We start from the raw sequence: 16,522 nt of genomic DNA, 5'->3' as shown, positions 1-16,522 counted from the left end.
AAATATGTTGATTGATCGTTGGGCCAACCCAGAAATCGCACTGCAAAATTCAGTGGATGAGTCTTTCCGAAAATGCATTGAAGTCTATCGGAATGACTTTGACAGAATTGAAGAGGACTTCAAAAAGGAAGCCTCAATTGCTGAAGGTGGTTACGGCCGCAAGCAAATTCAAGAATTAGTCCAGAACGCTGCAGATGCTTTGCAAGATGAAAAGGGACGCATCGAAGTTCGGCTAACTGAAGACACCTTGTACGTCGCAAATCAGGGCACACCAATTAGCCAAGAAGGTGTGCGCGGCCTCCTATATGCTCATCTTTCAAGCAAGCATGGGGATGAAATTGGCCGTTTTGGACTTGGATTCAAGTCTGTCGGAAGCATTTCTGACAATACGAAGGTATATAGCCAAACTGTATCCTTCGAGTTCGACCGTAAGCGCACAAATCAGGTACTTCGTGAAGAACTGGGGTATGATCGACCAGATTCCGAGGTCCCTGGCCTTAGGCTTAGCTGGGTAATTGATCCGCTTGTTGATTTTGAAGAAGATCCTATTCTCAAGGAATTTTCCAAGTGGGCCGTGACAATTATTAAGGTTCCGCTATTCCAAGGCGCTGCAGCATCTCTTTTTGAAGACATGAAAAATTTTGATGAAAGCTTCTGCCTTTTTACTCCTCGGGTTAAAGAATTGGCGCTTCGCTCTGATTTCGAATCCTTGCAAAGAGTTTTTAAAGCTCAGCGCACGGGTAAGACCGTAACACTAATAAACGACCATGGTGAGTCATCAGAGTGGTTAGTTCTGTCCACAGATCATCAACCAAGTAAAGAAGCCCTGAAGAACGCAGGAAATGCAGCACGCCGAGACAATGTCACCGTCAGTTGGGCAGTTCCTCTAACCGGAGCAACTGGTGTCGGAAACCTGAGTGCTTATTTCCCGATCAAGTCTGAGACTACTTTGACCGGTCGACTAAATGCGCCCTGGAAGCTTTCTGACGATCGAATCAACCTAATCGAAAGCAAGTTTAACCAGGAAATCCTTGAAGAAGTTGTACCGCGCCTCGTTGTTAAAGCACGTCCCTACCTCATCATGAATGATGAATTTGGACGTTACCTTGACATTTTGCCCGCCCGTGGTCGCGAATCGAGAAGCTGGGCTGACGATGTAATTAATAAGCCAATTTACGAAGCGCTTCGCGAGGCAAATTCTCTCCCTGACTATACTGGTACTCTTCGCTCTCCCCGTTCTTTGAAGCTTCCACCTCAAGAAATTATGGCACCCTCAACTGCCAAAATTAAGGGTGAAGCGCTCAAGATTTCCCGCAAACTGACAACACAGTGGCTTGAGCTCAAACCACTTTCTGGAGATTGGGTTCACCCTGAATGCATTTCAACGGATGCCCGACGAGCAAAAACTGAACGACTCATGGCATTAAACTCTGAAGAATTGCATGCAGACATGTCAGAATGGGTTGAAAGTCTGGTAGACAAAGCTAGTCAAAATGCCAGACGGTCGGCAGCGGCAATCAACTTCATTAATTTTGTATATGAGTGGATTCCGTCCCCTGCTGTTTTTAATTCCTTGATTGAATCTGAAGTCGTCCTATTGGAAACTGGCATTTGGGTTCAGCCTGAGTCCAGCAGATGCTTCATTAGGAATAACCCCAGTGAACGTGGCGCGGGTTTTGTAGACCCTCAAGTTATCGCTTACAAGGGAGTAACAGACTCTCTTAATGCACTGGGTATTCGGCTTTACGAAGATACTGGCCAATTATACGAAAAACTAAGCAAATTGAAGCAGACGGTCCGTATCGACTGGGAAGATTTCTGGGCTGTTTTGAGGACTTCAAGCCTAGACGACATCAAACGAGGCTTTGAGGACGTACTTTTCGGAAAACAAGAAGAACTAGTCCGCATTATGGACGGCACGGGTCAATTTGTGCTGCCTGAAGGTCAATTGATCCCGGGAAAATTGGTTCAGGACCTCAAGCAAGATGCTAAATACTTAACACACTTCAAATTCCATCGCACTGATAAGGAAATTTTGGAGCTGTTAGGACTACGTGAACAACCACTACGCACTATCAGTAGTAAGAAGCCTATTTGGCTTAAGGAATACCGAAAGCAAGTAGAAGCCACTGTTGGCACAGATTTAGGTGTTCCACGTTTTGGCTGGTCACAGCTTGATATTGGCGATTCAACTTCAATCTTGACTCATCTGAATAATTTCCCACGGCTGAGCGAAACCAACAGAGCTATTCTGACCAAGTTCATTTTGGATAATATTTTCGATGCTCAAATTCGAGTTGGAACCAAGACTTCCAAGAAAGTTGTAAGGGTCATTCACCCCGAGCTTTGGCTAATCAAAAACTTCGGTGTCATCCAAACTTCGCTGGGGCTTCGTCCAATTTCTCAATCCTTCTTGGTGAGCGAAGATTTTGAACAAATTGGCGATATCGTTCCCGTCGCATCCGGTTTCGAACTCTCTGCAACGATCAAGCAATTGATTAATTTTCATACCACTATTGAGGAGCTTTCTCAGGAAGATTATTCGAAGCTTGTAAAGATCCATGTGGAGCGAAATGATGAACCAGCAGTTGGAAAGACATATTCCTGGTGGTGCAACTATTTCCCAGACTCGACTCCCAAAGAAATGTACGTACATTTCAACGATGAGTGGTTTTCCCTCCCATCCTCGCAAATTGCCGTCTCCTCGGTAAGCAGCATTGAAAACTCAATTGAGGAGCTAGGAATTCCTACGCTTATTGTCCCTGAACAAGTTGACTCAAGCTCACTCTCAACACACTGGGGATTAATGGATGCTTCTCAGGTTCCAATTGAGTACCACCTTGCTCCTGTAGAAGATGAGAGTCTTCTCCTCTTACGTTTCCCTTCACTACAAATTTTGGGACGCGAAGACTTGGATTCAATCAAGTTCCAACTTTGTTCTGAATTGAGCCGATCCACCAAAATTCCAGGCCGCGCGCAAATTACCAAACCGGCTGCCTCAGGATTTGATGGAGAGACCATCTTTACTACTGCTGCCACTCGTCGGGAACAACTCATTGATGTGCTCTCACTATTGGAAGAAGACTCCTCCGAAGAAGCTATTGAGCTTCATCTCTCTCAAATCAAACGACGCGAAAACAATAAGCTGAGAGAAGATATCCGCAAAGCAAAGAATGATGCGGAACGACTTTTCTTGATTGGCGGCTACGAAGCCTTAATTTCGATTATCCCGGCACCTTCAGTCGAGTTTATCGAATCTACGGGCAAGAAACTTCCAAAAAACTCTGAACTGGCCGAGATCTGCCTCAAGATGTTTGGTCCAGCAACTTTGGAAAAAATTTGCGGACGTCTCTCTGAAAAACACCCATTAGCGCCAATCCCAAGGTCCTGGACCGGCTCTTCTGAGACTCGCAAATGGGTACGCGGGCTAGGTTTCTCTGAAGAATTTGCGGGTAAGAAGGGTGAACCCAAAACACAGATAACAGACTTTGTTGAGGGACCGACTCATCCTGGAAAATTCCATGACTACCAAGAAAAGGTGTCCCAGAAATTACGTGCAATGTTAAGAGGTGAAGGTCAGACAAGAGGGCTCATTACTCTACCTACTGGAGCAGGAAAAACGCGAGTTAGTGTTCAGACCATTATTGAATCCATCACAGCTGATGAAATTCGAAATCCAGACGGCACACCATTCCGAGGCCCAATCCTCTGGCTTGCGAACAGTGTTGAACTATGCGAGCAAGCACTTCAAACGTGGGAGTATCTATGGCGCGCATTTGGCAAGCCTCGAACTCGGCTAGCTCTCACTAGGCATGATGGGGATCACAATGCCGAAGAAGAGCCGGATTCTGTCCAAGTGGTTTTTGGAACTTTCCACAAAACCAAAAATTCAACCACTGATCCAAATTACAAATGGCTTTCCAAGACTCCATTAGTCATCATTGATGAAGCCCATTCAGCACTTGCGAAGTCTTATACGGAAATTCTCCACTGGACTGGACGCAGCGGTTACCAACGGGACAAACTTTTACTTGGATTGTCAGCTACGCCTTACCGCGGCACTTCGGATTCTGCTGAAACCGATCGTTTGATGAGGCGATTTGATTCAAATGTCTTGGACGAGGGAGTTTTTGGAGACGATGAACCAATGCTCCGACTTCAGCGCGATAAGGTTCTCTCCGAAGTATCTATGGAAATCATTCGAAATGAAGGATTTATTCCTCTTACCGATCAGGAAATCGAGCAGTTCAGGGAAAAACACTTTTTACCCACTGCTAAGGCCTATCAATTGGGTTTGGATTCCGAAAGGACTCAGAGGATTATTGAATCAATCAAGAGTAAACCTGAAGATTGGTCAATTCTAGTTTTCGCTGCTTCTACTGAAAACGCCGAAACAATTGCCACGGCCCTTACCTTGGACGGTATTCCCTCAGCGTCGATTAATGGTAAAACTCCGCTCAAAGAGCGCACTGATATCCTTGAACGCTTCAAATCAGGAGATCTGCGCGTCTTGACAAATTACAATGTCCTCACGCAGGGATTTGATGCCCCTAAAACCCGTGCGGTGTACATTACGCGACCAACCACTAGTGAGGTGCGCTATCTGCAGATGATCGGTCGAGGACTTCGTGGACCAAAGAATGGTGGTACAGAGTCAGTGCATATTGTTAACATTCTCGACAATCTGCAGTCCTTCCCTGAGAGTATTAACTACCAGCAATTCACCTACTTGGCTTCGAATATCAAGGAAGATTAATTGGTCTCATTAACTGATTCGCAGAGTGTAGTTGCAGGTCTCCACTATTCAGACAGTCAACTTGTTATCGCTGGGCCTGGCACGGGAAAGACAACGACGGCAATCGAATTAATTAAGTCGATTGATTCCCAATTGGATTTCAACGAAGAAAGAAGTGTTCTATTTCTCTCTTTTTCCCGTGCTGCAATTCAGGCTGCGTTTGATTCCATGGAAAGTGAAATAGAAGATCTCGATCTCTACGTCAAGCATCAAACTCTGGACTCTTTAGCTACATCACAGCTAGCTGAATTCGGATTATTGGGAGAAGGATCAAGTTTCGATTTTGATTCAAGGATCCGGAAAGCGATAGATCTTCTCAAAAATCACGGTGAAGAGCTACTTGAGGATATTTGCCACATTATTGTGGATGAGGCACAAGACATTCTTGGCATCCGACAACAATTTCTGGCTGAGGTAATTTCCCATTTACCAGATGACTGCGGAATTTCCGTTTTTGGTGATCCATACCAGACCCTTTATCAGTTCCAAGTTCAGAAGAAGGCGATTAACGAAAAGAAAACAGATCAACCGCAATCGTTGGTGGAATGGGAAGTTCTAGTAAATCGAATTTTCAAGAATCGTGATTACTCGACCACTATTTTGCAGGATCAATTTCGAGCGCAGGGTCTCTTAGCCAAAAAGGTCTTCAAAGATCTTGAATATGTCAGAGAAACAGAATCTCAACTTACGGCATCTTCTCATTTGAGGTCACTCGTATCCGATCTTAATTCCTTTGGATTAGATGAATTAAAAGCATTACTTCCTCGTTGGAGTGGCTCGGTAAGTCTTCTTACGCGCACTAACGCGGATGCAATTCAGATATACGAAGCGATGATTGAGCAAGAGATCCCTTCGACGATCGTCTTACGAAAGGAGCTTCGCCCAGCATTGCCTAGCTGGTTGGGAAAATGGGCGCTTGAAGCTAGCGGACCTAGTTTCAATTCAAGGGCTCTTCGAGACTTTATTGCCAGCGATGAAACTTCCATGGCAGAAGCAGATGCATTGGGAATCCAATTCGCTTTTGATGATGACGTCTCCTGGGATGAGATTCGTCAGGCCGCCCAATTCTATTCTCCTCAACCAAAAATTGAGGCAGTCAGCGGTTCAGTATTGGTAACCACTGTCCACCAATCAAAAGGCCTTGAATTTGATAATGTTCTGGTCCATAACCCAGAACAATATGTCTCTGACGTTGATGCCTCGAGCTCAGCACTTGAAGTTCTCTTCGTTGCGCTTTCCCGCGGGAAGAAACAAATTAGTAGCTTTCAGGAATCCATGGGGAAAGTCTCCAAAAAAGAAGGTACCTGGTTTCTTCCTCATCCCAATTCACGTTTTACGCCTAAGGCGATTTGCATCGACCCAAGGGACATTCGGATTGACTTAAAAGTTGGTGATTCAACTTCACAAGAACGACTGGCGGCTTATGCCTCAGGCGACAAACTTCATTTTGAAGTTATTTCATCAAGCTTTGATGTGCCAATTTATAGGTGCTTCCTCGATGGTTTGCCTGTCGCCACAACAACCGAAGACTTTGGACGGCGTCTGGTGAAAATCGCACGAGTAAAGGACATTAGGTGGCCAAAACTCTCCTCTGTTCCCGTTGTCGATCTTGAATCCTCGTTTTCGAAAGACACGAATCAAATAGCACCATTCCTAATTCCACTTCCATTAGGATTTTCGGAAATAAAGTTTAAATAACTATAGAAAGAACCTTTTGTGATTGACGCTGTAAAACCAGGCCTAGACTCCTGGTACTCCGCGCGGGATGAGATCATTGAATTTGCCAAGAATGAACTCCAAGGCATTGATGGAGAGACGATCTCATCCAGCCCTCTGAATCGTTTTACTGTTGGAATTCTCTATCCCAAAACATCCGCCGAACTTTCAAATTCGACTGAAGAAAATATCATCGTAGTTCCTGGATTGGAAGCTGATTCTCCACAAAAAAAGAATGAGCTGCCAGAACTGGACGATGTGATGGATTTCAGTGGGTCTGCAACGGGGCAGTCCCTCCCTTCCTCAATGGGACTCACAGTGGCCTTGCCGCAGGGGAATAACTCAACAATTCTTAGAGTAGCCGTTCAAGCGACTCGATATTCTCAAAATGCCGAAGATGAAAATTGGGTTCCAAACAAGGTTGAAACTGAAATTCCCATTTCACTTCAGCTTTCAGGAAATGAAGTAATAAAGCTCGCGCACCTGGTAGAAGGTAGCGATGAGAAGCTGGAATTACGTGTCTTAGTACGCTCAGCGTCACACCAACGTGTGAGGGTTACGGTCTCTTTGGTAAACCTGAATTCAATGGGAGAATTCAAGGGAAAAAAGGATGCATATTGCTGGTATCGTCCATCAATTCAACTCTATTCTGATGAGGTTCCGTTTGTAAGTAGTTTGAAAAAAAGGGAATATACAAATCAAGACTTAGGTATCCGTCAATCTGAATTCTTGTACCGGAAACACCCCACCATCGCCCAGGGCCACGGTTGTTCTCCAATTTGGGAGGATTCTGAAGGACCGATCCACCAAGTTTCAACAACCTTCTTTCCCTCTCAGGAGGTGAAACGGTCCAGTGCTCTTTCTGGCGGTCCCGATGATGTTCTTGGGTCTTATGACCTAAATATGGGAAAAATTGCAACGAAGGCGGGTCGAGATGAACTCGAAAAATTGTCTAGTGCATATGAACGCTGGATTGCCGTCCAAGAAACCGAGCTCGATAAAGAAGAGCTATCAGTTGACCAAAGAGAAATCGGCACACAGAACCTAGGTGAAGCACGGGAATGCCTTCAACGTATTCGTACGGGAATTGGGTCTTTGGATGACCCCGTAGTTTTCCGCGCGTTTGAATTGATGAATCTTGCAATGATTCAACAAAGGGATGCATCGGAGCGAGCCAAGAATCAAGATAGCTTTGACTCATTAGAACAGCCGGACAGATATTCTACTTCACACCGCTGGTATCCATTTCAGATCGCTTTTATCTTGATGAATATTCCAGCAATGTCTGATGCTTCTCACCCTGAAAGAGAAATCGCTGATCTTCTCTGGTTCCCAACTGGTGGTGGTAAGACCGAAGCGTATTTGGGTTGTATTGCTTTCATTTCCTTGCTCCGCAGAATAAGGAACCCTCACGATGGTGGTGTTTCAGCTATCATGCGTTATACACTTCGAATCTTGACTACTGATCAGTTTGATCGCGCTGCCAAACTTATTTGTGCGTTGGAGATTCTTAGACGGGAAGAACTTCCAGAATCCGACCAAGAAATTAGCCTTGGTTTGTGGGTCGGTGACAGTACGAGCTTTAACCAGCTTAAAGATGCGAGGACTGAGCTAGGACAACTCAATTCAGGCGGTCTTAAAGCAAACCAATCAAGACTTCTTCAGATTAAGAAATGCCCACATTGCGGTCATGAAATCACTCACGAGGATTACGTGATTGGAGCGAAAGGCTCTGCTGAAGGTTTAAAGATTAGCTGTCCAAGAACAACCTGTCTTTTTAATTCGGGGCTTCCCCTTTATATTGTTGACGAGGATCTTTATGCGCATCGTCCAACTCTGGTCATCGGAACAGTAGATAAATTTGCCCAGATGACGTGGAAGGCTGAAGTTTCCCAGCTCTTTTCCCTTGATGGAAAGTTCTCAAAACCAGATTTGATCGTCCAAGACGAGCTTCACCTAATCTCGGGCCCTTTGGGCACGATGGTCGGACTTTATGAAACCGCTTTGGACTTAGCGTTGACCACTGATTCTGGCTACAAATGCAAGATTATTGCCTCCACTGCAACCATTCGCAGAGCAGATGAACAAGTTCGAGCCGTTTTTGACCGCACTGCAGCACAGTTCCCTCCAGCTGGTTTAACCCCAGAGGACAACTACTTTTCTAAGAGTGCCGATCGCAAAACTACGGGAACTCGTCAGTATGTCGGTGTAATTTCCTCGGAAAAATCTCACGCCACACTTTTGGTTCGTCTCTATGCGGCTTTGCTTCAAGCGGCTAAGGAGCTTGATGCTCCAGATGAAGTTGTTGATACCTATTCGACCTTGCTTGGTTATTTTAACAGCCTTCGAGTTCTGGGATCTGCCTATCTCCAGGTAGTTGATGATATTCCAGCGCGAATTAAGGTGATCAGCGAAAGACTTCAAACCGAGGCTCGGTTTGAAAAAAGTATTGAACCTTATGAGCTCACATCAAGAGTTTCGGCAGCTGAAATTCTCTCAATTCGAGAGCGCATGAATAATCGCTATCCGACAAATAACCTGGATGTCGTGCTCGCAACCAACATGATCTCGGTGGGCCTTGATATTGATCGCTTGGGACTCATGGTTGTTGCTGGTCAGCCGCAGAACACCTCCGAATACATTCAAGCAACCAGTCGCGTGGGCCGAAAGCATCCTGGTTTGGTTTTCGTTGCTTTCAATGCTCAGCGTTCTAGGGATGTCTCCCACTTTGAAGGTTTTGTTACTTTTCACCGAGCGCTCTACCGGGCGGTGGAAGCTACTACAGCAACTCCTTTCGCGGCAAGAGCACGAGATAGGGGCGCTCACGGCATGCTAGTAGCCGCTCTTCGTATGCTCTTCTCTGAACTCAGAAGCGATAGCGATGTAGTCAATATCGTCGACTTAAGCGATTCAGACAAGAACAACGTAATCGATCGAATTGTTGCACGAGCAAAACGCATCGATGAAACTGAAAACTCAGGAATTTCCAACTGGGAAGCATTACGCGTCCTTCTTTATCAGCTCCTTTCCACCTGGGAATCTGAAGTTAAAAGCGGCCAAATTCTGAAATTTGGATCAATGGGTCAACGAGAGACATCCACTGGAACCACATCTCTATTGCGAGCGGCAAAAGATCTCCGAGCTGGAGACTCTCCGACAGACCAAGTGCCTTGGGATACCTTAACCAGCCTTAGAGACGTCGATGTCGAAACTCCATTACACCTCATAAGAAAACCAAAGAAAGAAACTCAAAATGCCAATCGGTCGGAAGAATAAAGATCTCAAGAAGATAACGTCACTTCGACGATCACAAGTGATCTCAACCTACGGTATTGGTGCTCTCATTCCTGTAGCATCTGAAAGCTTTATCATGATGGGCCAAGATGCCTGGCCTGCTTTTTGGATCAAGAATGAAGAAAACCAGATCCGTGACATTAGTTTCGCCAAAAGTCTTGGGATTGACTATTTTGTTTTGCCTCCAGGCGAGAAGACTTCGCTTCCTGTTAGGAGATTTCCTGAATGGGTTTCATGTTCCAAATGTAAGCGGTTAGCTCCATGGGACTATCTAGCGATTAGAGAGCCTAAGAGTAAAGAAAAGTTAAATTTTTGCCGTTTCTGTGAAACCAAAGATGCCAACCTCATTACTTCGCGATTCGTAGCAGCTTGTGCAGCCGGCCATATTGAGGATTTCCCCTACCGCGCTTGGGTGCACGAAAGGGTAGAGAACAATGGCGATGAACATCAGCTTTATCTGAAGGTCAATTCTAAAGATGACACCCTAAAAGGCCTCAGAGTGGAATGCTCTTGTGGCGCTAAGCGCACTCTCGAAGGAGCTTTGGGCCGAGGAGCCATATCGAAGCGATGCAGTGGACAAGCTATTTGGCTGCTCGATAATCCTAATTTCGACTGCACCGAAAAACTCGTCGGTTTACAAAGAGGTGCGACTCGTGTTTGGCAAGCAGAAACTAAGAGTCGAATCAGTATTGAGATCGCTGAATCTGATCTTGAACGAAGCGTTGGAGACAAGTTCGACAAACTATTAAGCATTCCCTCGGAACTTCTCCCGGCGATTATTGGATATGATTTTCCTGGGGAAAACGTTGCTGAAGTCCTCTCAGTTTTCGAGCGTTTGAAGAGGAAGTTGGTTGATTCACCGGATCTCCGTCAGCAAGAATATGAAGCCTTTCAAACGAATCAACCAGAAATAACTGGTGAGGAAGAATTCGTTTGTGTGACGAGTGAGTTGCCTGATAAGGAAAAAGTTCGAAGCAAAATTCAACTTACAAGTCAGGTTCCACGCATGAAGGAAATCCGTGCAATGGTGGGATTTTCCCGTGTGGATCCAACCGATGAGGAGAAGAAGACGCCTCCGCTTTCTCAGGAAACCGAAAAGTGGCTTCCTGCGATTGAAGTTTTCGGTGAAGGAATTTTCCTCAAGATTGATGATCAAGCGCTACGTCAATGGGAAGAAAGCCCATTCGCGAAATCCCGAGCTGAAAAGATAAACAAAGCGGGCGACGCCAATGAATCTAAGAAACTCACGACTCCACGTAAACTCCTACTGCATTCCCTTTCGCATGCCCTTCTCAATGAGCTTGCGCTGATAACGGGGTATCCTGCTTCTTCCATTGCGGAGAGGATTTTCGCAGAGGAAAAGCAATCCGGAATCTTCCTTTATACTGCTACTTCAGATTCAGCAGGTAGCCTCGGTGGACTATGTTCTCAGGGTGCACCGGAGAATATGATTCGCTTGCTGGAGAATGCAATTCAAAGCGCTAGCTGGTGTTCAGCTGATCCTGTGTGCATTGAATCGCACCCTCATGGGGTCGACCATTCAAATCTCGCAGCATGCCATTACTGCATGCTTGCACCCGAGGTTTCTTGCGAGAATAGAAACCTTCATTTGGATAGGGCTTGTCTTGTCGGAACACCCGAAGACACACAGGCAGGGTTCTTTTCCCTGCTTGTGTGATTTTTTGGACTCGGATCTTGCGGCTATGCTTTCCAGAGTGGAAACTAAATTCGGCTCAAAAATTCGAGTTACTGACTTGTTTGCGGGAGCTGGCGGCTTAACCGAAGGACTCCTTTCGTTAAGTAACCAGTTCGTCGCAAACCAGGCAGTAGAAATGGATATGGATGCTGCTGCAACCTATAAGGCGAATTTTCCAGAAGCAGATGTCGCCAACTCAAATATTTTGGATTGGATTAACTCCGGCCAGCTCGTTGAGACTGATTTAATCGTCGGTGGCCCTCCCTGCCAGGGATTTTCTACTCTGGGTAAACAAGATCAAAATGATGAAAAAAATCTACTATGGGTGCAATTTGCAGATGCTGTGTTCCAAGCCAATCCCAGTTACTTTGTTTTAGAAAATGTTCCTCAGTTTAGTACTTCTACCCAACGCGCGGTCTTTGAATCTGAGCTAGCTGAAGGAAAACTGTCCAACTACACGGCAAGCATCTTCACCGTTAATACAGCTGATTTCGGAGCCCCTCAACTTCGGAAGCGAATGATTATCCTCGGTTCGCGGAAAGACGTTGCAACCTTGAAGCTTCCAGTACCTACACATATCCCAGAGAATTATGCAACAGTTCGTGATGCGCTTTCCGGGGTGCCATTGGAAGTCAGTGGAATTGATCTACCGGACAAGAAGATGGTTATTGAGGGCAAGACAAGACCTGGAGTGTTTCGTACTGATGAGCTTCATCTCGGCCGGAACTACTCCAAGCTATCAATGGACAGATTTGTAGAAATTCCTCCAGGAGGAAATCGCTTTGACCTTCCCGATGAATTGAAGGCACCCTGCTGGATTAAGCACACCACTGGCTCAGGCGATGTAATGGGAAGATTGCGTTGGGATCAACCTTCCGTGACAATCCGCACGGAGTTTAACAAGCCTGAGAAAGGGCGCTACCTCCACCCGACTGAGCACCGTGCAATTACGCATTTCGAAGCCGCTAGGATCATGGGCTTTAGGGATGATTACAAGTGGGTTGGTTCAAAAACTTCGATCGCAAAGCAAATTGGAAATGCAGTCCCCATTCAACTTGGCAATGCGATCGGCCGTCAGATTCTCAATCTCATGGCAGCTGTTCCATTAGCCTCCTAATTTACCTCAACACCTCGTCGAAAAGCGTTAAATAGCTGCAGGTTCAACAACCCGCGCGCCACGTGCGCGGCCGTGTTGTTCGGCCCAGGCCAGCATTTTTTCTTCGAGGCCACTGCCACGTAGGGCCGGGATCACATGGGGTCCCTCCACTTCCAGGCGCAGGCCACCACCGTGCGCGAGGTCCGGGATGATCGTTAATTGCATGGCGGCCACCACTGCCCCGGCGCGGTCGCGGACCACGGCGAGGAAATGAGAGGACTCATGAGTGAGCACGTCGAAAGCAATTTCCAGAGCTTCCAAGGAAGCTCCGTTGCCATTGCCCAGCAGGCGTGCAATTTCGGGGAGGTCTTCGCGCTGGCCACGGCTGAGCTGGAATTCCTCGGTTAGCTGCACTCCGCGGGCGGTGGTACGCATGGTTGCCACGATGCCGTCCAGCCAGCGTCCCACATTGTGGCGAGCTTCGGCGGTATCGGGATAACGGCAGCGCAGGTGGGCACCGGAGCGGTCGAGAATAAACCACACCATCACACCGTCGGTGCGGATGGAAGCGCTGACATACTGCGCATCCAGGCCGATATCGTCAATACTGACCGGCAGGCGGCGCAGGTCTAGCCAGGAAATCGCCAACATACCTGGGGTTTCTGGCATGCCGCCCCAGGGTTTGAGCACCTCGGCTAGCGGGTAGCTGCCCAATTGCACGGCTTCGCGCACGGCCTTGGCTGCAGCTTTGGGGCCATCGGCGTTGAGCTCGATGACGGAGTTGGTAATAAACCAGCCCACGCTATCGTGCCAGCGCTCATCAAAACGGCTGTGAACTGGGAAAACTGCGCGCAGAGGCTGATCGGCAATTTCATGGGTCACCTCGGCCATAATGGAAGCAGTCAAGGATAGAGTGCTGACTCCCTCACTGCGAGCGCGGGCAGAATAAATGGCAAGGTCGTTGACGCCAAAGATATCTCGGACCTCAACGCGCTCCTGCCTAGCCACGGAATCACCTAAAGGCAGTGGGAATTGCGGCATTTTTCCACCGCCTGCCTCGATGATCTCCTTCCAGCGCTGATGGATTTCCACCGGTGCAGCCGGCGCCTCGAGCAGCACCTGGGTGTGATCTTCAAAGGCCAGCGGGGTCTCGGACAAGGTCGCGCCGTTAATGGTGTTTCCGCTAATTGTGGCCATAAGATCGCGCACAATCACCAGCATGGACCACATATCCACATGGGAGTGGTCACTGCCAATAATCACGGTCGGCCGCGGGGCTGCGTCGATAATGCACAGGCTGTGCGAGGGCCTGGAATAAGGCGAGCACTGCCGGTTAAGCACCGTGCGCAACACATTATTAATGCTCTCCCCCGGCGCGATGGGATGTTCTACCCAACTACCTGCGCTGATATCAATGCGGTGTGCCTGGACTTGACCATTGGGATCGGTACTAAAAGTGGTGCGCAAAGTGCCGTGGCGGGCAATAACATTAAGCCAGGCCTTTTCCAGCTCTTTGTGGCTAATGGCTTGGGGCAGAGAAAAACTAATGGCCATCCAGCTGCCAGGGCGCTCGCCGGCGCCGACATGGCGGCCCTGGTCAAAGGACACAGGCACTTGCTCACCCGGCGCTGAGGCGCGGACATGGTAGCTATGTAATTTTCCGAAGGGAAGTTTCAATTGGTCTACATGTGTGAGTCGCATAGCGCTATCATAAGCTAAATATCTATAATTCGACAGAAAATCTTGATCGGAGTGGTCATGACGCAACTACAGCACAGCACCTTCGAGGTCCCTGGCGCCACACTTTCTCTTTCCTATAGCGATGAACATGGCCACCCAGTTGTCCAATTACACGGCCTGACCTCCTCGCGCGACCGCGATCGCCTGCTTGACCTGGACCTCGGACGGGGCCTTTCAGGCACCCGACTTTTGCGTTATGACGCCCGCGGACACGGCCAATCCACCGGCCGGCAACGTGCGCAGGACTACAACTGGGAGACGCTTTGCGACGACCTCCTCGCCGTCCTTGATCACTATTTTCCAGGCGAACAAGTCCACGGCGTGGGCCCCTCGATGGGCTGCGCCACGCTTTTGCATGCAGCAGTACGCAGACCCTCGCTTTTTAGCGGCCTGACCCTCATGCTGCCGCCAACTGCCTGGGAAACCCGCAAAGCTCAGGGTGCTGATTATCTCTCGCGGGCAGAGTTTATTGAGACCCATGGCATGGCAGCCCTGCTTAATGCTGAGCAGTTAAATGCCAAGCCCCCGGCAACTGTGGGTGTGCCAGACACTGTGCCCGATGTTGCTATCGAGCTTTTACCCTGGGCCTATCGTGGAGCTGCCGCCAGTGATCTTCCCACCCACGAGAAAATTGCGCAGATCAATGTCCCCACCACCATTTTGAGCTGGGTGGATGATCCCGGGCACCCCGTCTCCACCGCGGTGGAACTCACCCGCCTGCTTAGCGATGCCCAATTGCGCATTGCCACCACCCCAGCCGAGGTTTCGCAGTGGCCTAAACACCTCTGCGATGATCTGGGGCTAACCTTTTAGGAATTCCATCATGGCAGGCCAATCCCTCTTGGTCTGCTTCATGCCCAGGTTAAATGTGTTGCGCAGTTTAGCCAGGTTGATCTCGGTATTTTGGATATTCATATCTTCCGAGAAAAACACATAGGCCTGCCCGGCAGTTTCCAAGTCCAAGATGCGCTGCTTGGTGGCGTTATAGAGTTCCGGGCGGGCGATGGTGGCAGCTGCGATGGCTGGATACTTGCGCAATGCTGCTCGGATGAATCCGGGGCGGGAAATTTCTGGGCGCCAATATTCCCGTGGGCGTGAGGCCAACACCAGGAATTTCTTGAATCCCGCATCAATAGCAGGTTGTAGCATGAGGCCGCCGGTTTCTCCCACGGCGCCGTCCACGTAGGGAGCGCCATCGATATAGGGAATGGGCATAAAACCCGGCATGGTGGAGCTGGCACGCACCCGCTTCATTAGAGCGTTGAGGTCAGTTGCCGATTCCCGGCCCCAGTAGACAGTTTCACCAGTATCCGCACGCACTGCAGAGATCTGGAAAGGGGTGGGATCTGCGCTAAAGGTTGCAAAATCATAGGGATAAGGCTGGGTAGGGCCAGGTGCGGTTTCATAAATATATTCCGCATTAAAGTAGCCACGGCCTCTAATAAGTGGGCGGATGCCGGAGGCGTTTTTATCCGCTGCAAACTCCACAAAACTGGAGACTGCTCTAAAACGGTCGGCGGAAAGATAATTCACCACATGTGAGGATCCAGCTGACACTCCACCCACCCAGCCGAAGTGAATATTGTGCTCAATAAATTGGTCAATTACAGCTGCGGTATAGGCATTGCGCGTGCCCCCGCCTTCAATTACGAGGGCAACATCTGAAAAAACTTGGGCTGGGGTGGAAGACATGGATTCTAGGTTAGTCCTTGCATAAAAAAACCATCTACCGCAGGGCAGATGGTTTTGAGCTGGATATTTAAACCAGTGGAGAATGCTCTTCCACGAAGTCATTAACAGTAAGGGAATTCCACATCGCTGCAGCCTGCTTGTTGTGCTGGCGCACCATCATGATGGATGGGTAGTAGCCGAAGGGAATGATGAGCAAAGCCCACACACCAAAGAAGCTGGTAGCCATCGCCGCAGACAGCATGAGTGGGAAGAATGCCACAAAACGGAGGGTATATGCGGTGAAGTTATGTTCATCCGGAATACCGAAGTAATAGGAGATGCGTCCATAGGGGGCGCTGGCACTAAGCAGCGCAGCGGCAACGATCGCCAACATTGCGCCAACGAGGAGGAAAACAACGCTTGCAATGATAATCACGAGACCTAGTTTTGCATGATACAAAGCCTTTCTCCAAAGGTTTTTGGGGTGATCTTCAGCCAAAAGTTCCACAATGTG

The 16,522-nt window shown here is 48.2% G+C and carries 9 protein-coding genes; 6 read left to right on the top strand and 3 right to left on the bottom strand.

The window, feature by feature from the left end:
- Window positions 1–4 precede the first annotated feature (4 nt).
- Genes SFC07_RS10065 through SFC07_RS10045 form a run of 5 tightly spaced genes read left to right on the top strand, consistent with a single transcriptional unit; the run spans window position 5 to window position 12,618 of the window.
- Window positions 5–4,756: a DEAD/DEAH box helicase family protein gene (locus SFC07_RS10065; protein ID WP_411208125.1), complete on the top strand. Its 4,752-nt coding sequence runs from the start codon at window positions 5–7 to the stop codon at window positions 4,754–4,756.
- On the top strand, window positions 4,757–6,493 hold the full coding sequence (locus SFC07_RS10060; RefSeq protein ID WP_411208124.1) for a UvrD-helicase domain-containing protein: 1,737 nt from the start codon (window positions 4,757–4,759) through the stop codon (window positions 6,491–6,493).
- A gap of 18 nt (window positions 6,494–6,511) precedes the next feature.
- Complete coding sequence (locus tag SFC07_RS10055) at window positions 6,512–9,787, top strand: helicase-related protein (protein WP_411208123.1); 3,276 nt, start codon at window positions 6,512–6,514, stop codon at window positions 9,785–9,787.
- A complete protein-coding gene (gene drmB, locus SFC07_RS10050; protein ID WP_411208122.1) occupies window positions 9,765–11,483 on the top strand; it encodes a DrmB family protein in 1,719 nt (572 codons plus the stop codon). The genes SFC07_RS10055 and drmB overlap by 23 nt, the downstream gene beginning before the upstream one ends.
- Window positions 11,484–11,520: 37 nt before the next feature.
- Entirely contained in the window at window positions 11,521–12,618 is a 1,098-nt protein-coding gene (locus SFC07_RS10045) for a DNA cytosine methyltransferase (protein ID WP_411208121.1), read from the top strand.
- A gap of 27 nt (window positions 12,619–12,645) precedes the next feature.
- Here SFC07_RS10045 and SFC07_RS10040 read toward each other — a convergent pair whose 3' ends face one another.
- Window positions 12,646–14,151 (bottom strand): condensation domain-containing protein, encoded by a 1,506-nt coding sequence (locus SFC07_RS10040; protein ID WP_411208150.1) that lies wholly within the window; start codon window positions 14,149–14,151, stop codon window positions 12,646–12,648.
- Window positions 14,152–14,355: 204 nt separating this feature from the next.
- Between SFC07_RS10040 and SFC07_RS10035 the strand changes: the two genes are divergently transcribed.
- A complete protein-coding gene (locus SFC07_RS10035) occupies window positions 14,356–15,150 on the top strand; it encodes an alpha/beta fold hydrolase (RefSeq protein WP_411208120.1) in 795 nt (264 codons plus the stop codon).
- Here the strand turns inward: SFC07_RS10035 and SFC07_RS10030 are convergent.
- Together SFC07_RS10030 and SFC07_RS10025 are read right to left on the bottom strand one after the other, a co-directional pair.
- Complete coding sequence (locus SFC07_RS10030) at window positions 15,139–16,029, bottom strand: patatin family protein (RefSeq protein WP_411208119.1); 891 nt, start codon at window positions 16,027–16,029, stop codon at window positions 15,139–15,141. The genes SFC07_RS10035 and SFC07_RS10030 overlap by 12 nt on opposite strands.
- 67 nt (window positions 16,030–16,096) lie before the next feature.
- A complete protein-coding gene (locus SFC07_RS10025) occupies window positions 16,097–16,444 on the bottom strand; it encodes a hypothetical protein (RefSeq protein WP_411208118.1) in 348 nt (115 codons plus the stop codon).
- Window positions 16,445–16,522: the final 78 nt, after the last annotated feature.

It is taken from the genome of Corynebacterium callunae (assembly GCF_046592015.1).
GTDB lineage: Bacteria > Actinomycetota > Actinomycetes > Mycobacteriales > Mycobacteriaceae > Corynebacterium > Corynebacterium callunae_A.
This window is presented reverse-complemented; position numbering and strand designations above follow the sequence as displayed.